The organism is Streptomyces sp. NPDC008238 (assembly GCF_042956445.1).
GTDB lineage: Bacteria > Actinomycetota > Actinomycetes > Streptomycetales > Streptomycetaceae > Actinacidiphila.
In genome coordinates this window covers 84,210-102,225 of sequence record NZ_JBIBGK010000028.1, presented here as the reverse complement: position 1 = coordinate 102,225, position 18,016 = coordinate 84,210, and the positions used below count along the sequence as shown (strand labels likewise).

At 73.4% G+C, this 18,016-nt stretch carries 22 protein-coding genes and 1 pseudogene; 12 read left to right on the top strand and 11 right to left on the bottom strand.

The window, feature by feature from the left end; translation table 11 throughout:
• A partial coding sequence (locus ACFZAU_RS35285) for a transposase (RefSeq protein ID WP_500552644.1) occupies positions 1–312 on the top strand: 312 nt, incomplete at its 5' end.
• 320 nt (positions 313–632) lie between these two features.
• Here the strand turns inward: ACFZAU_RS35285 and ACFZAU_RS35280 are convergent.
• Positions 633–794 carry a hypothetical protein gene (locus tag ACFZAU_RS35280; protein WP_500555553.1) on the bottom strand — a complete coding sequence of 54 codons (162 nt, stop codon included), beginning with the start codon at positions 792–794 and terminating at the stop codon, positions 633–635.
• Between the two features lie 60 nt (positions 795–854).
• Between ACFZAU_RS35280 and ACFZAU_RS35275 the strand changes: the two genes are divergently transcribed.
• The 3 genes from ACFZAU_RS35275 (at position 855) to ACFZAU_RS35265 (ending at position 2,851) form a co-directional block, all read left to right on the top strand.
• Positions 855–1,325: a hypothetical protein gene (locus tag ACFZAU_RS35275; RefSeq protein ID WP_500555552.1), complete on the top strand. Its 471-nt coding sequence runs from the start codon at positions 855–857 to the stop codon at positions 1,323–1,325.
• A gap of 336 nt (positions 1,326–1,661) precedes the next feature.
• The gene (locus ACFZAU_RS35270; RefSeq protein ID WP_500555551.1) at positions 1,662–2,408 is read left to right on the top strand and encodes a hypothetical protein; all 747 of its coding nucleotides are present in this window, start codon (positions 1,662–1,664) and stop codon (positions 2,406–2,408) included.
• Positions 2,409–2,572: 164 nt separating this feature from the next.
• Positions 2,573–2,851 carry a hypothetical protein gene (locus ACFZAU_RS35265; RefSeq protein WP_500555550.1) on the top strand — a complete coding sequence of 93 codons (279 nt, stop codon included), beginning with the start codon at positions 2,573–2,575 and terminating at the stop codon, positions 2,849–2,851.
• A gap of 426 nt (positions 2,852–3,277) precedes the next feature.
• Here the strand turns inward: ACFZAU_RS35265 and ACFZAU_RS35260 are convergent, their stop codons facing one another.
• Positions 3,278–3,619 carry a hypothetical protein gene (locus tag ACFZAU_RS35260; protein WP_500555549.1) on the bottom strand — a complete coding sequence of 114 codons (342 nt, stop codon included), beginning with the start codon at positions 3,617–3,619 and terminating at the stop codon, positions 3,278–3,280.
• Between the two features lie 84 nt (positions 3,620–3,703).
• Here ACFZAU_RS35260 and ACFZAU_RS35255 point away from each other — a divergent pair, with 84 nt between their 5' ends.
• Positions 3,704–4,000, top strand: a complete 297-nt coding sequence (locus ACFZAU_RS35255; RefSeq protein WP_500555548.1) for a GYD domain-containing protein — start codon at positions 3,704–3,706, stop codon at positions 3,998–4,000.
• A 25-nt stretch (positions 4,001–4,025) separates the two neighbouring features.
• Here the strand turns inward: ACFZAU_RS35255 and ACFZAU_RS35250 are convergent, their stop codons facing one another.
• Entirely contained in the window at positions 4,026–4,394 is a 369-nt protein-coding gene (locus tag ACFZAU_RS35250) for a hypothetical protein (protein ID WP_500555547.1), read from the bottom strand.
• 365 nt (positions 4,395–4,759) lie between these two features.
• Entirely contained in the window at positions 4,760–4,882 is a 123-nt protein-coding gene (locus tag ACFZAU_RS35245; RefSeq protein ID WP_499600024.1) for a hypothetical protein, read from the bottom strand.
• Positions 4,883–4,888: 6 nt separating this feature from the next.
• Here ACFZAU_RS35245 and ACFZAU_RS35240 point away from each other — a divergent pair, with 6 nt between their 5' ends.
• Positions 4,889–5,188: a hypothetical protein gene (locus ACFZAU_RS35240; RefSeq protein ID WP_500555546.1), complete on the top strand. Its 300-nt coding sequence runs from the start codon at positions 4,889–4,891 to the stop codon at positions 5,186–5,188.
• 21 nt (positions 5,189–5,209) lie between these two features.
• Here the strand turns inward: ACFZAU_RS35240 and ACFZAU_RS35235 are convergent, their stop codons facing one another.
• From ACFZAU_RS35235 to ACFZAU_RS35225, 3 genes are all read right to left on the bottom strand, one after another.
• On the bottom strand, positions 5,210–6,010 hold the full coding sequence (locus ACFZAU_RS35235; RefSeq protein ID WP_500555545.1) for a hypothetical protein: 801 nt from the start codon (positions 6,008–6,010) through the stop codon (positions 5,210–5,212).
• Positions 6,011–6,021: 11 nt separating this feature from the next.
• A complete protein-coding gene (locus ACFZAU_RS35230) occupies positions 6,022–6,606 on the bottom strand; it encodes an RNA polymerase sigma factor (RefSeq protein ID WP_500555544.1) in 585 nt (194 codons plus the stop codon).
• Between the two features lie 62 nt (positions 6,607–6,668).
• Positions 6,669–7,019 (bottom strand): hypothetical protein, encoded by a 351-nt coding sequence (locus ACFZAU_RS35225; RefSeq protein ID WP_499600021.1) that lies wholly within the window; start codon positions 7,017–7,019, stop codon positions 6,669–6,671.
• A 206-nt stretch (positions 7,020–7,225) separates the two neighbouring features.
• On the opposite strand from ACFZAU_RS35225, the gene ACFZAU_RS35220 reads away from it, so the two are divergent.
• Positions 7,226–7,447 carry a cold shock domain-containing protein gene (locus ACFZAU_RS35220; RefSeq protein ID WP_500461002.1) on the top strand — a complete coding sequence of 74 codons (222 nt, stop codon included), beginning with the start codon at positions 7,226–7,228 and terminating at the stop codon, positions 7,445–7,447.
• Positions 7,448–7,460: 13 nt separating this feature from the next.
• On the opposite strand, the gene ACFZAU_RS35215 is transcribed toward ACFZAU_RS35220, so the two are convergent.
• Both ACFZAU_RS35215 and ACFZAU_RS35210 read right to left on the bottom strand, forming a co-directional pair.
• Positions 7,461–7,901, bottom strand: coding sequence for an Lrp/AsnC family transcriptional regulator (locus ACFZAU_RS35215; protein WP_499600018.1), 441 nt, complete (start codon positions 7,899–7,901; stop codon positions 7,461–7,463).
• Between the two features lie 4 nt (positions 7,902–7,905).
• Positions 7,906–9,264 (bottom strand): transaminase, encoded by a 1,359-nt coding sequence (locus ACFZAU_RS35210; RefSeq protein ID WP_500555543.1) that lies wholly within the window; start codon positions 9,262–9,264, stop codon positions 7,906–7,908.
• A 274-nt stretch (positions 9,265–9,538) separates the two neighbouring features.
• Here ACFZAU_RS35210 and ACFZAU_RS35205 point away from each other — a divergent pair, with 274 nt between their 5' ends.
• From ACFZAU_RS35205 to ACFZAU_RS35195, 3 genes are all read left to right on the top strand, one after another.
• Positions 9,539–9,934 (top strand): nuclear transport factor 2 family protein, encoded by a 396-nt coding sequence (locus tag ACFZAU_RS35205; RefSeq protein WP_499600279.1) that lies wholly within the window; start codon positions 9,539–9,541, stop codon positions 9,932–9,934.
• 775 nt (positions 9,935–10,709) lie between these two features.
• Positions 10,710–10,919, top strand: a complete 210-nt coding sequence (locus ACFZAU_RS35200; protein WP_018559941.1) for a heavy-metal-associated domain-containing protein — start codon at positions 10,710–10,712, stop codon at positions 10,917–10,919.
• The gene (locus ACFZAU_RS35195) at positions 10,916–13,213 is read left to right on the top strand and encodes a heavy metal translocating P-type ATPase (protein ID WP_500555542.1); all 2,298 of its coding nucleotides are present in this window, start codon (positions 10,916–10,918) and stop codon (positions 13,211–13,213) included. Before ACFZAU_RS35200 ends, ACFZAU_RS35195 begins: the two co-directional genes overlap by 4 nt.
• A gap of 33 nt (positions 13,214–13,246) precedes the next feature.
• Here the strand turns inward: ACFZAU_RS35195 and ACFZAU_RS35190 are convergent, their stop codons facing one another.
• A complete protein-coding gene (locus tag ACFZAU_RS35190) occupies positions 13,247–13,666 on the bottom strand; it encodes an SsgA family sporulation/cell division regulator (protein ID WP_500555541.1) in 420 nt (139 codons plus the stop codon).
• A 157-nt stretch (positions 13,667–13,823) separates the two neighbouring features.
• On the opposite strand from ACFZAU_RS35190, the pseudogene ACFZAU_RS35185 reads away from it, so the two are divergent.
• Positions 13,824–15,014, top strand: a pseudogene (locus ACFZAU_RS35185) (winged helix DNA-binding domain-containing protein).
• Between the two features lie 74 nt (positions 15,015–15,088).
• Positions 15,089–15,277: a hypothetical protein gene (locus ACFZAU_RS35180; RefSeq protein WP_500555540.1), complete on the top strand. Its 189-nt coding sequence runs from the start codon at positions 15,089–15,091 to the stop codon at positions 15,275–15,277.
• A 58-nt stretch (positions 15,278–15,335) separates the two neighbouring features.
• On the opposite strand, the gene ACFZAU_RS35175 is transcribed toward ACFZAU_RS35180, so the two are convergent.
• Complete coding sequence (locus ACFZAU_RS35175) at positions 15,336–17,843, bottom strand: D-alanyl-D-alanine carboxypeptidase (RefSeq protein ID WP_500555539.1); 2,508 nt, start codon at positions 17,841–17,843, stop codon at positions 15,336–15,338.
• Between the last annotated feature and the right edge of the window lie 173 nt (positions 17,844–18,016).

Below are 18,016 nucleotides of genomic sequence, written 5' to 3'. Positions count from 1 at the left end.
GAGAAGCTGCACGTCGTGCTCGACAACTTCTCCCCACACAAGCACCCCAACGTCCGCGCATGGGCGGCCGCCCACCAGGTCGAGCTGGTCTTCCTCCCCACCTACGGATCGTGGCTCAACTGGATCGAATCGGAGTTCGCGGCCCTGCGCTACTTCGCCCTCAACGGCACCGACCACCGCAGCCACGGCGAACAGAACGCCGCCATCGGCGCCTACATCCGCTGGCGCAACGCCCGCGCCGACCCGAAAACCAATTTCGCCCCCGACTCACCGATCCGCACCTGGACCAATTACCCGGCCAAGGCTGCGTGACAAGCCACTAGGCATGCGGTTCGAGTTCGAGACTGCCGTGCCCGCACACGGCCAACCAGTAGCCGTTCACGCAATCACAAAGGCTGACCATGTTCGTCACCGTGAACAGAGCGGATGTCAATCGTGCAGCAGAACCGAGTGACGGTTGAATGAGGTGTGACCAGGAGCGACGACTACGCGAGATTGAGCTCCGGACTGACCGCGTGGGGGTGTCTTGCTGGGATGGTCGTGGCTCTCGCCATTCCAGTCGGTAGGCATCCGTGGCTATCGGACTCCGGTCGGCGTGGCCCGGGACGGTCGCGGGTGGAGCGGGGTAGGCGTCAAACTTCCTCGCCCACGAGTGCCCATTCCACGAGTGCCGGCAAGTAGGGCAGCAGAAGGACGAGAACCACCCCGGCAACGAGCGCAAGTATCAGCAGGATCACGCCTGCAGTTCCTCGAACGCCGAGTAATTCGTTTACAGTTGGGTTTTCGTCAGTCACAAGTCCTCCCCGCGAGATCCTAGCTGGAGGTCCCTCGCTCCTGCCCTGGCGTGCGGGCCCGTGCAGCTCTCATGGATCAGCGAACTGGTCGCCCGGATTCGGGGCCCGTGGTGTTCGCTCGTGCGTTACTTGGCGGAGTCCTTCATTGTCGGCGCCTTGAGAAGGGGCCGTTCAGTTGAACAGTTCCTTGGGCCAATCGGTTCGCCCGAGCGTCTCGGCGTCACCTACGTCGAGGTCCGGCCGACGAAGGTGGCCTACGAGGTCTACGTCCATGCCGTAGAGGACGTCGGACACGAGAACTTCTGTGACGTGGACGAGTTTCCGCCGTTCGACTTGGAAGCCGAGGAAGAGTTTTTCGGCCACCTCCTCGCCATCGCCGAGGACCCAGAGGCCGCGCTGGTGATGGCCGAACAGGGCACGGGAGCACTCCGGACGCGATGGGTGAACCAAGGCCTGGTGCAGGACGAGTACCGCGACTTCGTAAGGGCAGGTCGGCCCGCGGGGCCTGGCAGCCCAGTGACGTCCCGATGATCAGGCCGTCCATGTGACTGATGGCATCCCGCAGCGGTGCGATGCACAGCGCCGGCATCGGGACGACGCGGCTGCGGCGGCTCTTGGAGTGGTCGTCGTACAACGCCCCCAGGGCGCTGCGTCTGCTGCCGGACGGCCGTACAGCCATTCCACCGCCCGTGACCGACCACCACCGGTCCCAGTCGGCTGACGTGCCGACAGGGCCTCTGCGACCGTCGTGCCCATGGGGTGCTGTCCGCAGCCTCAGCCGTACAGCAGTCGGCTACGGCAGGGACGCAGACCGGGGTGACCGGCTCGGTAGGGGGTCGTGTCCGAGGTCTGGTCTAGGTTCGGCCTGTGAACCACGACCGTTCCAACGCCGGGGCGCCCCGCGGGCCTGACCTGCCGCCGTACCAGGTAGTCCTGGCGGAGACTGATTGGGGTTCGCTCGAGACGCCCTTCGGGAAGGGTGAGGACCTTCCCGAGATCCTCGCGCGGCTGTTGGAACCCGATGCCAAGATTCAGGTCACCGCTTTGTCGGAGCTGGGTGAGCTCGTCGGCCACCAGAACAGCATCTACGAAGCCACCGCCCCCGTCGCCATGTACATCGCCGGCATCCTCACCCACCCGGCGGCTATGACCCTCCGGCCCTACCGCAGCGTCCCCATCCGCGCGACGCTGTTGAACTGGCTGGTTTCCACGACCTACGACGCCTCCGACGAGATCGTCGAGCGCAACAAGCAGTACTTCCCTGGCTTCCTCGCCCCCGGCACCATCGTGGCGGCCTTCCGGGACCTGCGCCCGATGCTCGATCGGGCCGTCTCGCCCTTCCTGCAGGACAGCCATGAAGACGTGCGCGAAGCCGCCGTCATCGCCGCGCTCATCCTCGCCGAACACCCAGCGCTCACCGAACACCGCGATCAGCTCGCCGTGCACGCGCGCCGCATCCTGGACACCAGCAGCGACGACCCCAACCGGCGCGTTGCCCGGAAGGCACTCGAAGCATGGGGGCACGACGTCTCCGATCTTGAACCTGTCCGGGAGGAGACCTGGGACTGGGGGCCGCACAGCGATGGCCGCGGTGATCTCGAACCTCCCTTCTGACCGTGGTCCGTCGACACGGCGTGGAATGTTCCGGAGCAGGCGTTGTCCAGGCCACCGGCGCGCTGTCCGGTCCGGGCGGGCACATGGCGACCCCGCTGCGAACGCGGACCGGCACGGGCAGCAGGATTCCTCACGCCACAACCGATGAAGACGAGGGAGAACCCATGAGCAGACCGGCCCCCCGCAGCGCCACGGCCTTGTACGCGACAGCTGCGACCTGCGCCACCATAGGGGCACTGCTGTGGGTACGCAGCCAGGGCGGCTCGCCCCTCAGTCTCACCTCCACGCCGTACGGGGCCCTCCTGGCTACCGACAGCTACACCCCGTCGGCCTGGCGGGTGTGGTCTCCGGACGTACCCGAAGCCCGCCTTGGCCTGTACCTCCTCGTGGCCGGCCTGGTACTGGCCGTGGTGGCGCGCCTCATCTCCGTCTGGCGTGAGTGAGCGGCGGCCGAGGCCCCACAGGAAGGAACCGATCGAGCAGCCGTGCAGGACGGGCCCGGCAAGAAGGGGAACTCATGATTGCCTGGAGCAAGGCACTGGTTGACCTGGGGTACGGAATAGTCCTGATGTCGGTGGCGCTCAACGTGGGCAACACCGCTGAGCGACTTCACGGCCGTGTGGCGATCCATCCGAAAGTCAACGCCTCGGTCACGCCCCTGGTGTTGAGGGTCACGAGCGCGGTTGTCGGAGCGCTCGGGCTGACGGTCGGCGCCGTCCGCCTGGTCCACGCCTACGCCGGCGAAGGTTGCACTCGCCTTGGGGCCCCGCGCCACCGCTCGACCCGTGCGTCAGTCCGCGACCTCGTCCGGTGCGCCCGGAGGGCACGAGGACAGAACCGTCGTTGCCGGGGCCGGCCGAATCATCGGCCTAACCCTGGATCGGCAGGTCCGGGTGAGTGATCAGGAAGTACGCGATGGCGGCCGTTGTCCCCAGAGTCGAGAGTGCCAGCCCGGTCAGTGGGTTCCCGCGGGCCGTACCGTGACGCCAGGCGGCGCGACATTCGATGACGCCGCGGACCAGCCCCGTCATGTCGTGCCGGCGATCCTGGCGCTCGCGACCCCGTCGTGGCGGCGCGAAGTGTGGCTCGCGCCCGAGGAGTTCGGGAACCTCGATTTCGTGGTCCACGTGCTCTTCGGCGACTTCTGCGACGCGACCGCCCCTGACCAGTCCGGGGCTGGGGGCCGGGCCGGCCCAGGTGATGGTGACCACGGCCCGCATGCGCCGGATGCGACCCGTCAGGGGCGCACCTACGCTGTGAGGGGGCGCTCCTTCTCCTTGTCGAGGTGAGAGATCGTGCCGCTCTACATCACGCTGCTGAGCTGGACCGACCAGGGGATCCGCGCCTATGCCGACACGGCGCGGCGGGCCGACGCGTTCGGTGCCGCGCTGGGGGAGGCCGGGGGCAGGCTGGTCGACATCTTCTGGACGGTCGGGCCCTACGACCTCGTCGCCCTCGTCGAAGCGCAGGACGACGAGACCGCCGCCGCGGCGCTGCTGCGGCTGGGCGCGGTCGGCAACGTCCGCAGCACGACCATGCGGGCGTTCGGGCGGGACGAGGTGGAGGGCGTCATCGCCAAGGCCTCCACCTGAGGCGGCGCACCGTCCGTTCGCGCGGTCAACCGGCCTCCGGGGCCGGGTCGAAGAAGGAACCGCGGCGCAGCCGCTCGTGCGCGGGCTGAGCCCGTGCCATCCACGCGTCCACGTCGGCGGCCATGGACGGGAACCGCTCCTTGAGCGGTGCGGCCAGTGCGGCGATCTCCTCCCAGGAGTCGGCGAGATACGTCTCGTTCTCCAGGCCGATGGCCACCGCCGCGCGGAACGCGTCGTCGGAGCGCAGCCACCGCTTGGCCACCTGGACGACGCGGGCGACGTCCCCGGCGTCGATGATCCAGGACATGGACAGGAGTTGCTCGGAGACGTAGCCGGGCACGACGTTCGGGGCCCGGTGCTCGACGAGGAAGTCCATGACCTGTTCGACGTCCACGGCGTCCCCTTCGGTGTCGGCGGTCCCGCGACCAGCGGAATCCGCATGCCAAGGGGACGTCCTGGACGGGCGGGGAACTTTTCCGTGGGCGCCCGAGTCCCTGTCCGCGGGGCTGCCCGAGGGGATACCGGTGTCCCGACGGGACACGCTCGCGGCGGTGGCCGGCGGGTGCGCGCGGGTGTTCGTCGGCCGGGCGGGCGCGCGCGGCGGGCACCGCGCCGTACTGCGTCGGCTGCCTCCGAGGAGCGCCCGGAGAACCCCCCGAGGTCCCCTCAGGGGAATGGGGCAATTCGACATGTACTCCTACGCCGTGCGGCACTCCGGCTTCCCGCCGGGCTCCGGGTGTTGACCTGCGTTGCGGATCATCACAAGATGACCGCGTACGGCACTCTGCCGAGACCGCCGGCCGGGCCGTCGTCGACCGCCCAGCCCGCCGGCACGGGCAGGCCGGTGTGCGGTCCGGCGCGTCCGGAATCCTGGAAGGTCACGCGTTCATGCAGAGCTACGCCTCGGCGCAATTGGCATCCCCTCTCACCTACTTCCAGACGGCGGCGTTCTGCTGCCTGGTGGCGGTCGTGCTCATACGGGCGGGCCGCGTGTGGCGCCGCGCGGCCCGGGGCCTGCTCGCCCCCGACGAGCCGGTGCCGAGGGAGTCCGCGCCGGCGCCCGTCCCGGCGCCGTCGCGGGCACCGGGCAACCGGACGGTGGGGCGGGTCTACCTCTGCTTCGGCTGGTTCCTTGTGCTGGGGACGGTCGTCAACCTGGTCAACGGCTTCCGTTCGGTGTGGGGCTGAGGTCCCCCCGGCCGCGGGCGGTCACGGGTGCCGGCCGTCCCCCTGGTTCTCCGGGCGGACCGGCGGCGGCGTGACCTCGGGGGCACCGGTGAGCCGGGCGCAGTGGGCGGGTACGGCGGCGGCACTCCCGGCGGCGCGCTCCAGCCGGGCCAGCGTGGACGCGTTGACGCTCTTGTGGTGCTCGGCGGCCTTGACGTAGGCCTGGCACAGCCCCTTCAGCCCGGCGTCCGTCGGCGCGGCGAGCGGGGGTACGGAGGCGTGCGGGCCGTGTGACGCGGCGTCCGGGGTCGTGGGCGTGGCGCCGGCGCCGCCGCCCTGCGGACCGCGCGGGGACGCGGTGCGCGTACCGCCGCCCGACCCCGCCGGATTGGAGGGCGACGGGGCGGGCGACACCGGCCGGGGTCCGGCCGTGCCCGAGTGGAAGGGGCCGGGGAGCGAGCCGGACTGCGCCGCGACGGCCACGCCGCCGAGGGCGAAGACCGCGACGAGTCCGCCGACCGCCGCCCGGGTGCGCCGGCCGGAACGGACGCCGCGGGCCCGTCCGCGGCCGTGACCGCCGCTCGTGACGGCCCGGGCCTCCCGGAAGGCGGTCAGTGCGGCGCGCTCGCGCTCGGGGTCGCCCGGCAGGGGTGCCGCGGCGGCGGTGAGGAGTCGTGCGAGGGCGTCCGCGCGGCCGTCGCCTGCCGCGGCGGGGTCCCCGTCGAGGAGCCGCTCGGCCAGGGCCGCGTCCAACCGGTCGTCCATGCGCTCGTCGGTCCGCTCGTCGGTCCGGTCGTCCATGCGGCCGTCGGTCCGGTCGTCGTGAGCTCGGCTGTCCTTCATCCGTCAGTCCGTCACTTCTCCATGGCGCCGTCGAGGCGCTCCGCGAGGCGTTTCAGCCCCCGGTGGGCGGCGGTCCGCACCGCGCCCGGGCGCTTGCCGAGGACCTTGGCAGCGGCGGGGGCGTTGAGCCCGACCACCACCCGCAGCAGCACGGCCTCGGCCTGGTCCTGCGGCAGGCCCGCTATCAGGTCGAGCGCGCGCCGCGTGGACAGGTTCTCCAGGGCGGCGCCCCCGGCGTCCTCGGGTGCCGTGGGTTCGGCGGTGCGCTCCTCCAGGGGCGCGGTGCGCGGCCGGGCCTTAATGCGGCGCAGGTGGTCCAGGGCGCGGTGCCGGGCGATGGTGGCGGCCCAGCCCCGGAAGGCCTGGCCGCCGCCGCGGAAGCCGGGGAGGTCCCGTACGACGTCGTGCCAGGTCTCGGAGGCCACGTCCTCGGCGTCGTCGCCGACCAGGCCGTGCAGGTAGCCCAGGAGCATCGGGTGGACCTCCCGGTAGAGGACCCCGAACGCGGTCTCGTCGCCGGCGCGGGCCCGCTGGACCGCGTCGCCCAGTTCCTCCTCGCCCAGCCGGTCGCGCCGGCGGACCTGCGCCTTCCCCACTGCGTCCTCTTCGTGCTCGATGGCCCCGTGCCGCCGGTCGCCGCGCCGCGGCGCGGCGGGCGTCACACCTCGGCCCGGCCCACCACCGACAGGCAGAAGAGGCGCAGGCTGTCCACCGGCCCGTTCTCGTACCGCTTGACCGCCCTGCCCAGCGGGTTCCACACCCGCCCGTCGGGCGTCCGGATGCCGAACGGCTGCCCGAATGTACCGCTCTGCTCGTCGTCGAAGTCCACCCAGGCCGCTCCGGCGGTGCGGACCAGCACCTCTCCCGTGTAGGCGCCGAAGCCGCGGAGCGTGGGCGCGACGGCTTCCAGGGGCGGCTGCTCGCCGCGGATGGCCTCGATGACACGGTCGACCAGGCCGAGGCTGGCCAGCGAGTAGTCGAGCCTGACCCGGGAACCCTCCCTGGCCATGGACACGACATCCGCGGCGAGACGAGGACCCAGAACCGTCGCCGGTGGACTGCTCACGCCCTGCTTCATCGTGCCCCTTCGTTCGTCGTCCCCGTCCGCGTGTGACGCGTGTGGCTACTGAGTGGGGCGCAGCGGGCCGCGAAAGCGTTACACCGGGCGGCGGAGGCAGCGGGGCCGCGCGGCGCGGACCCGCTTAGGCTGCGGTCATGGCGCATGCGACCGTACGCGAGTGGTACGAGGAAGAGGGCTGGGGCGTGCTGGACTGCCCGGAGACGCCCGGAGGCTGCTTCGCCCACTACAGCGACATCGAGATGAACGGCTTCCGCACCCTGTCCACCGGCCAGTCGGTGGCCCTGGAGTGGGAGGCGCCGGGCTTCGCGCAGGACGGGTACGAGTACCGCGCCCTGCGCGTCGTGCCGAAGGGCTGACCGGGCCCGCCGCTCAGCCCACGTCCCACAGGAAGCGGTGGGTGTGGATGCCGAAGTACGGGAAGGTGTCCACGCCCGCGACGCCCTCCGCGGTCCTGACGACGTCGTTGACGAAGTCCAGCAGGTCGGCCGGACCCGGGCAGACGACCTCGGCGAAGAGGGCATAGGGCCCGGCCGTGAGGACCGCGTAGACGACCTCGTCCCGGGCCGCCAGCGCGTCCGCGACGGCCCGCGGGTCGCCGTCCACGCGGACCCCGAGCAGTGCCATCGACTGACCGCCCATGGCCATGGGGTCGGTGACGCCCACCACCTGCACGACCTTCCCGTCGATCAGCCGCTGCAGGCGCTGCCGGGCGGCGGACGGGGAGAGCCCGACCTTGGGGCCGAGGTCCGCGTACGGGATGCGGCCGTCGCTCTGGAGCTCGCGGAGGATGGCGCGGTCGATGTCGTCCACGGGCTCAGCCTGCCAGTTCGGCCAGGGCCGTGGCGAAGAGGGCGGTGTGGGTGTCGACGTCGGCCTCCGTGGTGGCCGGGCACATCAGGGCCATGTTGTGGAACGGCGTCATGAGGACGCCGCGGTTGGCCAGCCACAGGTGCAGGAAGTCCTCCAGCTCAGGGTCGGAGACGGCCGCCGACTCGCTCCCGTCGCGCGGCGCGGGCGCGGCGAAGCGGTACTCGGTGCGGGCGCCGAGGCGGCTGACCGACCAGGGCAGCCCGTGGGCGGCGACGGCGTCGGCGACGCCCCGCTCGAAGCGGGCGGCGAGGGCGGACATGGCGGTGAACGCGTCGTCGGTGAGGACGTGTTCGAGGGTGGCGCGCATGGCGGCAACGGACAGCGCGTTGCCGGCCAGGGTGCCGCCGACGCCGCCCATGTCGACCAGGTCCAGGTCGCCGCGGGACAGCAGGCGGTCGGCGAGGTCGGCGGACAGGCCGTAGGCGCCGGCCGGCACGCCGCCCGCGATGGCCTTGCCGATGGTGAGGACGTCGGGCTCCAGGGACCATGCGGCGGTGGCGCCGCCGGGCCCCGCGGAGAAGGTGTGGGTCTCGTCGTTGATCAGCAGCACGCCGTGCCGGCGGGTGAGCTCGCGGACGCCCTCCAGGTAACCGGGCTCCGGGAGGACGATCCCGATGTTGGTGAGGGCGGGCTCCATCAGGACGGCCGCCACGTCCCCGTGGGCGAGTTCCCGCTCCAGGCCCTCCAGATCGTTGAACTCCGCGACGCGGCTGGTCAGCGTCACGTCGCAGGGCGCCCCCACGTTGCCGGGGCGGCTCATCCCGCCGCGTCCGCCGGGGCGGGTGACGATCAGGGACTCGTCGACGCTGCCGTGGTAGCAGTGGCTGTTGAAGAGGATCTTCCGCCGTCCGGTGACGGCGCGGGCGAGGCGGATCGCCCACCGGTTGGCGTCGGTCGCGGTCAGCGAGTACGACCAGCGGGGCAGCCCGAAGCGGCGGGCCAGTTCGGCGCCGACCCACTCGGCGTCCTCAGTGGGGAGCATCGCGGTGGCGCCGCCGAGTTCGCGGTAGCGCCGCTCGATCGCCTCGGCCACGGGCTCGGGGGAGTGGCCGGCCATGGCGCCGGTGTCGCCGAGGCAGAAGTCCACGTACTCGTGGCCGTCTATGTCGGTCACGCGCGCGCCGCGCGCGCCGGCGAGGTAGCGGGGGAAGGCGCCGGCGTTCTTGTTCATCCAGGTCATGGGCACCCGGCCGAAGAGGTGGTCGGCCGCCTCGTAGGCGGCGCGCGACCTCGGATTGCTCGCGGCGGCCTCGGCGGTCTCCCGCGCGAGCAGTTCCTTCAGGCGGGTGCGGTCGACGGACATCGGGCCTCCTCGGCCATGGGGGGCTCCGACCATACGCGTGATTCCGCTGACGAACCAGCTCTGGGCGCGTGATTCGATCGTGCGCACGATCGAATCCCCTTCCGATGGACGGCCGGCGGCTCCGGGGCCGCAGCGGGTGCGCCCGCCGGGGACCGGTGCCAGGGTGGCTTGTGTCGGTCCCGGGCGGGCCGAGTGGCGCGCCGCCGCGGTGGGTCGAAGCGCCCGGAGGCGGGCGGACACCGGGGACGGACGGCAGGGAAAGGCGGCGATGGCCATGGCGGGACACCCGCACGCGATGCTGGTCGAGAAGGTCTACGCGGCGTTGACCAGGGGCGACATGGACGCGCTGGCCGGCCTGCTGGCCGGGGACGCGGCCCACCACTCCCCCGGCGACCATCCGCTCGCCGGGCACTACAAGGGCCGGGACGAGGTCATCGGCTACTACCGCAGGCTCGCCGAGGAGACCGACGGCAGCATGCGCGTCCAGTTGCGGCAGGTGCTCGTCGACGGCCGCGGGCACGCGATGTCCCTCCACCACGTCACCGCCGAGCGCGGGAGCGGATACCTCGACCAGCCGGGCGGCATCGTGTTCCGCATCGTCGGCGACCGGGTCACCGACCTGGACGAGTGCGTCTGCGACCTCGAGGCCACCAACCGCTTCTGGGCCTGAGGGGCGGGGCGCCTCCAGGGCACGCCCCCCTCTGACGCGCCGGGCCGCCGCCCGCCCGGTCCTCGCGCGTCACGGGCGGAGCGCCTGACGCCGGTTCCGGCCGTGATCCCGTACGGCGTACCGGCCGCGGGGGCGTCCTCAGGCGCAGTCGGCACCCGCGACGGGCAGTGGACGCGACCCGCCGCCGCCGACGACGGCGGTGGTGACGATGCCCGGCCGCGGTGATCAGCCGTAGCCCCCCGAGGGGACCCCGCTCCCGGCGAGGAGGCCCGCAAGGCCCCGCCCCGGCGCGACGCGCACGACACCAGCCGGGTCCGGGGACCAAAGCCCTCCCCGCGCCGGGCGGCGTGCGGCCGGGGGCGCGTGGAAGGCGGGCCCCGCGGTTCCCCCGGCGTGCGCTGGGTGGGGGCACCCCCGGCCGAAGGCAGGGGGGAGGTCATGCGACGACACGGCCTGGAGGACCCCGCTCCCGGCGAGGAGGCCCGCAAGGCCCCGCCCCGGCGCGACGCGCACGACACCGGCCCGGGTACGCGGACCACAGCCCTCCCCGCGCCGGGCACAGCCGGCCGACCAAGGCGCGGCGCGGGGTGCCGAGTTGCCGGGGTCGGGGGCGCGGCGTGCGGCCGGGGCGCGCTGAACCCCGCGCCACATCGCCCCCCGCTCCCTCACCCTCCCCTTTCGCGATACCCCTAGGGGGTATAGTTTGGTGGTGGGTGGACGGCACGGTTCCCGACGCCGTACACCGGAACACGCACAGAACGCACGAGGAGAACCCATGTCTGTCAGCTACAGCGTCTCCGGGATGAGCTGCGGTCACTGCGAGTCCGCGGTCAGCAAGGAGGTCGCGGCCCTCCCCGGTGTGACCGGCATCACGGTGGACGCCAAGACCGGCCTGCTCACCATCGACTCCGACGCGCCCCTGGAGGAGGCAGCGGTCCGCGCCGCCGTCGACGAGGCGGGCTACGAACTGGTCGGCCCGGCATGACCCTCCCGGATCAGCAGCAGGTCACCCCGCGGATCGCCGCGCAGGCCGCCCCGGCGGGCGTCACCGAGCTCGAACTCGCGATCGGCGGGATGACCTGCGCCTCGTGCGCGGCCAGGATCGAGAAGAAGCTCAACCGGATGGACGGCGTCACGGCCACCGTCAACTACGCCACCGAGAAGGCGAAGGTGGCGTTCGGCGGCGGGATCGACGTCGGCGACCTGATCGCCACCGTCGAGGCCACCGGTTACAGCGCCGCGCTCCCCGCCCCGCCGCTCACCGCCGCACCCGGCGACGGGGAGGAGGCCGCGGAGTCCGAGCCGCGCGAGCTCACGGCGCTGCGGCAGCGGCTGCTGACCGCCGTCGTGCTCGCCGTGCCCGTCATCGCGATGGCCATGGTCCCGGCCCTGCAATTCCGCAACTGGCAGTGGCTGTCGCTGACCCTGGCCGCACCGGTCGTGGCGTACGCGGCGTGGCCCTTCCACCGCGCGGCGTGGACCAACCTGCGGCACGGCGCCACCACCATGGACACGCTCATCTCCATGGGCACGCTGGCCGCCTTCGGCTGGTCCGTGTGGGCCCTGTTCCTCGGCGACGCGGGCGTGCCCGGGCTGAAGCACCCGTTCGAGCTGACCGTCGCCCCCGGCCACGGCTCCGCCGACCTGTACCTGGAGGTCGCCTCCGGCGTCACCGCCTTCATCCTGGCCGGGCGCTGGTTCGAGACCCGCTCCAAGCGCCGGGCGGGCGCCGCGCTGCGGGCCCTGATGGAGTTGGGCGCCAGGGACGTCGGCGTGCTGCGCGGCGGGCGTGAGGTACGCGTCCCCACGAGCGAACTGGCCGTCGGCGACCTGTTCGTGGTGCGGCCGGGCGAGAAGGTCGCCACCGACGGCGTCGTACGGGAGGGCACCTCGGCGGTCGACGCCTCGATGCTCACCGGCGAGTCCGTCCCCGTCGAGGTGGGGCCGGGCGAGGCCGTCACCGGGGCCACGGTGAACGCCGGCGGACGGCTGGTCGTGGAGGCCACCCGGGTCGGCGCCGACACCCAACTGGCCCGCATGGCCCGTCTGGTGGAGGACGCCCAGAACGGCAAGGCGGCGGCGCAGCGCCTCGCCGACCGGATCTCGGCGGTGTTCGTCCCTGTCGTGATCGGACTCGCGCTGGCGACCCTCGGCTTCTGGCTCGGCAACGGCTCGGGCCCGGCAGCCGCCTTCACCGCGGCCGTCGCCGTGCTGATCATCGCCTGCCCGTGCGCGCTCGGCCTGGCCACCCCCACGGCGCTGATGGTCGGCACCGGAAGGGGCGCGCAGCTCGGCATCCTCATCAAGGGGCCCGAGGTGCTGGAGACCACCCGGCGGGTCGACACGATCGTGCTGGACAAAACCGGGACGGTCACCACCGGCGCCATGACGCTGACCGCCGTCCACGCGGCCGAGGGCGAGAAGGAGGACGAGGTGCTGCGCCTGGCCGGCGCCCTGGAGCACGCCTCCGAGCACCCCATCGCCCGTGCCGTCGCCCGGGCGGCGGAGGAACGCACCGGCGACCTGCCCGGCGTCACGGGCTTCCGCGCGCTGCCCGGACTCGGCGTCCGGGGGACCGTCGACGGCCACGAGGTCACCGTCGGGCGCCAGGAACTGCCCGAACCGCTGCCGGCGGAACTCGCCCGCGCCAAGGCGGAGGCCGAGGCGCGCGGCAGCACGGTGGTCACGGCGGCCTGGGACGGCCGGGCCCGGGCCGTGCTCGTCGTCGCCGACGCCGTGAAGCCGACCAGCGCCGACGCCGTCCGGATGCTGCGCGGGCTGGGCCTCACCCCGGTGCTGCTCACCGGGGACCACCAGGCGGTGGCCCGGGCGGTCGCCGCCGAGGTCGGCATCGACCCCGCCGACGTGATCGCGGACGTCATGCCGGAGGACAAGGTCGCCGTGGTGGCGCGGCTCCAGCGGGAGGGCAGGTCCGTCGCCATGGTCGGCGACGGCATCAACGACGCCGCCGCGCTGGCCCGCGCCGACCTCGGGCTCGCCATGGGCACCGGTACGGACGCCGCCATCGAGGCGAGCGACCTGACCCTGGTCCGGGGCGACCTGCGGGTCGCCGCCGACGCCATCCGGCTGTCCCGGCGCACCCTCGGCACCATCAAGGGCAACCTGTTCTGGGCCTTCGGCTACAACGTGGCGGCCCTGCCGCTGGCCGCCGCCGGGCTGCTCAACCCGATGATCGCGGGTGCCGCGATGGCCTTCTCCTCGGTCTTCGTGGTCGGCAACTCCCTCCGGCTGCGCGGTTTCCGGCCGCTCGCGCGCTGACCCCCACGGCCGCCCCCATGGCCGTGGGGGCGGTCACTCCCCTTCCAGGAGGGCGGCGACGACGGCGTCCATGTCGACGTGGCGCAGCTCCTGCCCGGGCGGCACGGCCTCGTACACCCAGGCGAGGAAGCTGCGCAGGGCGGAGGTGCGCACCTCGACCAGCGCGGTGCCCTCCTCGGTGCGGAACTCGATCGCGGTGTGCTCCGGCCCGCTCGGCCGAATGTGGACGTCGCCCTCCCCGGCGGGCTCGTACAGGCCGGTGGTGATCAGCCCCCGGGCGAACACCCAGGTCACCTCGGCGCCGTCGAGGGAGACCTCCGCGGGGAAGGTGATCCGGGCGGCGAGCGGGTCGTCGCGGCGGTAGCGCAGGGTCGCGGTGGTCTCGCGGCCCGCGGGCCCCGAGCGCGGTCCGCGCAGACGGGCCCTGACGATGTGGTCGATGTCGGTCAGCATGGCCTTCCTCGGCAGGCGGGCGGTGCGCTCCGGATGCGTTCCGGCGCATCTGGAGAGCGCGGACGGCCGCCGTCCTTACGCGACTTGGCGCCCCGATAGTGTGATGTACGTCACAGGCTGCCGGGGGCGTTGTCGGTGGTGCGTGCCACGATGAGCCATGGACGCGGGACGGGCGGTGGGGGCGGAGGAGCGGCGCCGGCGCATGGCGGTGCGGCACCGGCTGACGGCGCAGCGGCGGGCGGCGGGCCCCGAGGAGGTGGCCGAGTCGCTGGTGGCGCTGCACGGCACGGACCCGGCGACGGTCTACCTGTCGGCCGCGGCCAGGATGCGCGAGCCCGGCGCCGCGGCCCTGGACCGGGCGCTGTACGAGGACGGGAGCCTGACGCGGCTGCTCGCGATGCGCCGGACGATGTTCGTGGTCGCCACCGCCTCGGCACCGGTGGTGCTCTCGGCCGCGGCCCGGCCGATCGCCGCGCGGGAACGGCGCAAACTGCTCGGGTTCCTGGCCGACGGCGGCGGCTGGGACGAGGGGTGGCTGGCGGAGCTGGAGCGCTCCGTGCTCGCCGCGCTGGCCGGACGCGGCGAGGCGACGGCCGCGCAACTCGCCTCCGACGTGCCCGGGCTGCGCGAGCAGGTCGTGGTGGCCCGCGGCAAGCCGTACGAGGCGACCCAGGCGGTGTCGACACGCGTCCTGCGGGTGCTGGCCGCGGAGGGCCGCATCGTCCGCAGAAGGCCGCTGGGCGGCTGGACGAGCAGTCAGTACCGCTGAGCTCCGGGCACGGTGGCCGAGGCGCCCCCGGCCGCGGAGGCGCGCACCGCACTGGTACGCCGCTGGCTGGCAGCGTACGGGCCGGGCACGGAGGCCGACCTGAAGTGGTGGACGGGCTGGACGCTGACCGAGGTCCGCAAGGCCCTGGCGGCCCTCGGCACCGAACAGGTGCTGCTCGACGGGGAGACCGGCCATGTGCTGCCCGAGGACGCCGGCCCGGTCCCGGAGACGCAGCCATGGGCGGCGCTGCTGCCCGCACTGGACCCGACGCCGATGGGCTGGCAGCGCCGCGACTGGTACCTGCCGCCGGACGCGCAGGAGCGGGCGGCCCTCTTCGACCGGTCGGGCAACATCGGCCCCACCGTGTGGTGGAACGGCCGGGTGGTCGGCGGCTGGGCGCAGCGCGCCGACGGCGAGGTCGTCCACCGCCTCTTCGGCGACCCCGGCGGCGAGGCGGTCGCCGCGATCGCGGCCGAGGCCGCCCGGCTGCGGGGGTGGCTGGACGGCGTCCGCGTCACGCCCCGCTTCCGGACGCCGCTGGAGCGGGAGTTGTCCGCACCGGCGGCCGCACCGGCCTGAAACGCCGTCACCGCGGGTATGCCGCCCATGACGCCCGGTGACCGGCCGGGCGCGGACCGTGCGGAGGTGGACCGATGGAACAGGTTGCGGTGTTCTGCGGCAACTGCGACTGCGGCTGTCCCACGCTGTACGTGGACGAGGCGGCGCCGGCCGACCAGCGGGTCGTGCTGACCGACGACTTCGGGCAGCGGGTGCGGATGAGCGCCGAGCAGTTCCGCTCGCTGGTCGAGGAGGCGAAGGCGGGCCGGCTGGACCACCTGTAGCGGTCCGGCCGGCCCGTACGCCCGATCGCCCGCGCGCCGCGGGCGGGGCCGACCCGGGTCAGGAGACCCGGGTCAGCTTCGCGCCGAAGGAGGGCTGGACGAGGGCCGACTCCAGCAGCACCGGGACCCGGATCGTGCTGTCGCCGTTGCCGACGACGAGTTCGCCGACCTGGTCGCCGGCGTTCGCCTGGTGCGGGAGGCCCGCCTTGCCGGCCTCCACCGCGATGTCGACCTTCAGGCCCGCCCAGCCGATCGCGGTGACGTCCTCCCCGGCCACCACCGGCGTGTGGCCGCCGAGGCCGTCGTCCACGTAGCCGACGACGTCGCCCTTCTTGATGATCGTGGCCGAGGCGAGCGCGTCGCGCGTGCCGTCGATCAGGGTGTGGCTGCGGCCGAGGACCGTGTCGATGATCGGGGCCTTCTGCTGGTCGAGCATCGCGCCGACGATCAGCTGCCGGGTGCCGCCGATCTTGCGGTAGGCGGCGAAGAGCAGGTTGCCGCCGGCCTTGGTGCTGGTGCCGGTCTTGATGCCGACGATGTCGTTGTAGCCGGACAACTGGTTGTAGTTCTTCTGGATGTTGCCGTTGATGTCCGTGTACTGGATCTTGCCGGCGATCTCCGCGAAGACCGGGTCCTTCATCGCCGCGTGCCCCAGTTTGACCTGGTCGCTCGCGGTGCTGACGGTGGTCGCCTGCAGGCCGCTCGGGTCGGTGTACGTCGTGTCGTCCATGCCGAGTTCCTTGGCGGTGGCGTTCATCTTCTTCACGAACGCCGCCTCCGAACCCGCGTCCCAACGGGCGAGCAGACGGGCGATGTTGTTGGCCGAGGGAAGCATCACGGCTTCCAGCGCCTCGTACTCGGTGAGCTTCTGCCCGGCGGTCACGGGGACGACGGACTCCGACTCCTGCACACCGCTGTGGTACTGGTCCTGGGCCTTCTGGTCGACCTCGACGGTCTTGCCCTTGCCGCCCTTGCGGATCGGGTGGTCGCGCAGGATGACGTAGGTCGTCATCACCTTGGCGACGCTCGCGATCGGCGTCGGCTCCTGCTCGCCGAACTCGCCCATGCGGCCGAGGCCCTCGGCCTCGACGACGGCCTGGCCCTCGCTGGGCCACGGGAGCGACAGCTCGTCGCCCTCGAAGGTGTACGAGGTCTCGGCGGTCGCCACCAGCTCGGGCTCGGGCAGCGGACGCAGCGCCTGCGCCACGCAGACGACCACGATCAGCAGCAGGACCAGCGGGGTCCAGATCTTGACCCGCCGCACGGTCGTGCGCAGCGGCGTCTGCGGCGGCGGCGGGGTGTTGGTGAGCTCCGCCAGCAGCCGCAGCGGCTCGTCGGGGTCGGGCGGCAGCGGCATCTGCTTCGTACGCGAAGCGCCGCCGGGCTCCGTGCTCTCCGGGGTCCGCGTGGTCTCCGCGGGCAGCGGGGCCCGCGGGATCGCGGCCGGCCGGTCGTCCGTCCTCAGCGGGACAAACGTTCCGCTACCGCGCGGAGGCGTCGCCACGGGCGCGAAGGCGGAGGGCGCGGGCGCCGGTGCGGGTGCGGGTGCAGGTACCGAGGGTGCGGAGGCGGAGGCGGAGGACGTGGGTGCGGGTGCGGAGGGCGCGCGCAGGGTCATGGTGCGCTCGCGGACGGGCGTGCCGCCGCCTTCGGTGCGGGGCGCGCGCAGCGTGAGCGTGCCCTCCACGGCCCTGGGGGCGTCGTGTCCGCCCCCGGACGCCTCGCGCGCCCCGGGTCCGCCCTTGACGCCTCCGGGGCCCTGTGAGGGGCGTTCGGGGCCCTCGTCCCCGGACCCGTCCGACGGGGTCCCGTCCCGGGACTCCCCGGCGGTGTCCTCAGGGCCCTCGTGCGGGGCCTCCTCCGGATCCTCGTCCGGGGTCTCCGCGTGCGTCTCCGCCGGGACTTCGCCCGGCGTTCCGTCCCGGGTCCCGTCCGGCTCTCCGTCGGGGCCGCGCCCGCCCGCGTCGCCGGCGGGGGTGTCCGCGGGCTCCGCTTCGGCGTCCGCCGCGGCGGCCGGCTCCTCGCCGCTGCCGGGTTCCGCGGCGGAGGAGGACTCCTCCGGCTCGCCGCCGGACTCCGCGGACTCCGCCGGTCCCACCGGCTCGTCGGGCGCGGACTCCCGTGCGGGCGTCGCGTCGGCGGCGTGCTCCTCGTCCGCGTCACCGTCCTCGCCGGCGTCCGCCTCCGCGTCCGCGTCTCCGTCCGTGGCGGAATCCTCCGCGCCCGCCTCCTCGGTGACTGCGTCGCCGGTACGGGATTCCGCACCGTCCGCCGCGTCACCGGCCGGAGGGGCGGCTTCCGCGTCCGGCGTAGCGTCCTGCGCCGCGCCGTCCACGTCCGCTCCGGCGTCCGGCGTACCCGGGGCACTCGCCCCCGGCTCCGAAACGCCCTCCGCTTCGGGCGGCTCCGGCGCGAACTCCGGGTCACCGGTGGCCGGTTCCGATGCGCCCCGAGGCGCTCCCACGGACCCGCGGAAGACCGTCAGCCGCGGATCCACCGCCCCGCCTCCGGTCGCCTCCCCCGACAACTCCTGCTGCTCCGCCCTGCCGGGGGACTCGCCCGCCACCGGACCTCCTCCACACTTCGCGCGGTGCGCCGCCGCGGCGCCCCGCTCACCCTTACACCAGTTTCCAGGCCCCTGCCGTGAAGCCCCCGTGGGACCCGCCGGGCGACGCTCCGGCCCTTCGCGAGCCACCGCCGCCCTCGGTGCTAGACGAGAACGACATATGAGTCGGTTCC

What these genes read in the sequence shown, in the direction of transcription:
- ACFZAU_RS35265 (WP_500555550.1), top strand. Translation starts at nt 2,573, where the DNA reads ATGAGCAGACCGGCCCCCCGCAGCGCCACGGCCTTGTACGCGACAGCT.
- ACFZAU_RS35240 (WP_500555546.1), top strand. Translation starts at nt 4,889, where the DNA reads ATGCAGAGCTACGCCTCGGCGCAATTGGCATCCCCTCTCACCTACTTC.
- ACFZAU_RS35235 (WP_500555545.1), bottom strand. Translation starts at nt 6,010, where the DNA reads ATGAAGGACAGCCGAGCTCACGACGACCGGACCGACGGCCGCATGGAC.
- ACFZAU_RS35225 (WP_499600021.1), bottom strand. Translation starts at nt 7,019, where the DNA reads ATGGCCAGGGAGGGTTCCCGGGTCAGGCTCGACTACTCGCTGGCCAGC.
- ACFZAU_RS35220 (WP_500461002.1), top strand. Translation starts at nt 7,226, where the DNA reads ATGGCGCATGCGACCGTACGCGAGTGGTACGAGGAAGAGGGCTGGGGC.
- ACFZAU_RS35210 (WP_500555543.1), bottom strand. Translation starts at nt 9,264, where the DNA reads ATGTCCGTCGACCGCACCCGCCTGAAGGAACTGCTCGCGCGGGAGACC.
- ACFZAU_RS35205 (WP_499600279.1), top strand. Translation starts at nt 9,539, where the DNA reads ATGGCGGGACACCCGCACGCGATGCTGGTCGAGAAGGTCTACGCGGCG.
- ACFZAU_RS35200 (WP_018559941.1), top strand. Translation starts at nt 10,710, where the DNA reads ATGTCTGTCAGCTACAGCGTCTCCGGGATGAGCTGCGGTCACTGCGAG.
- ACFZAU_RS35195 (WP_500555542.1), top strand. Translation starts at nt 10,916, where the DNA reads ATGACCCTCCCGGATCAGCAGCAGGTCACCCCGCGGATCGCCGCGCAG.
- ACFZAU_RS35190 (WP_500555541.1), bottom strand. Translation starts at nt 13,666, where the DNA reads ATGCTGACCGACATCGACCACATCGTCAGGGCCCGTCTGCGCGGACCG.
- ACFZAU_RS35180 (WP_500555540.1), top strand. Translation starts at nt 15,089, where the DNA reads ATGGAACAGGTTGCGGTGTTCTGCGGCAACTGCGACTGCGGCTGTCCC.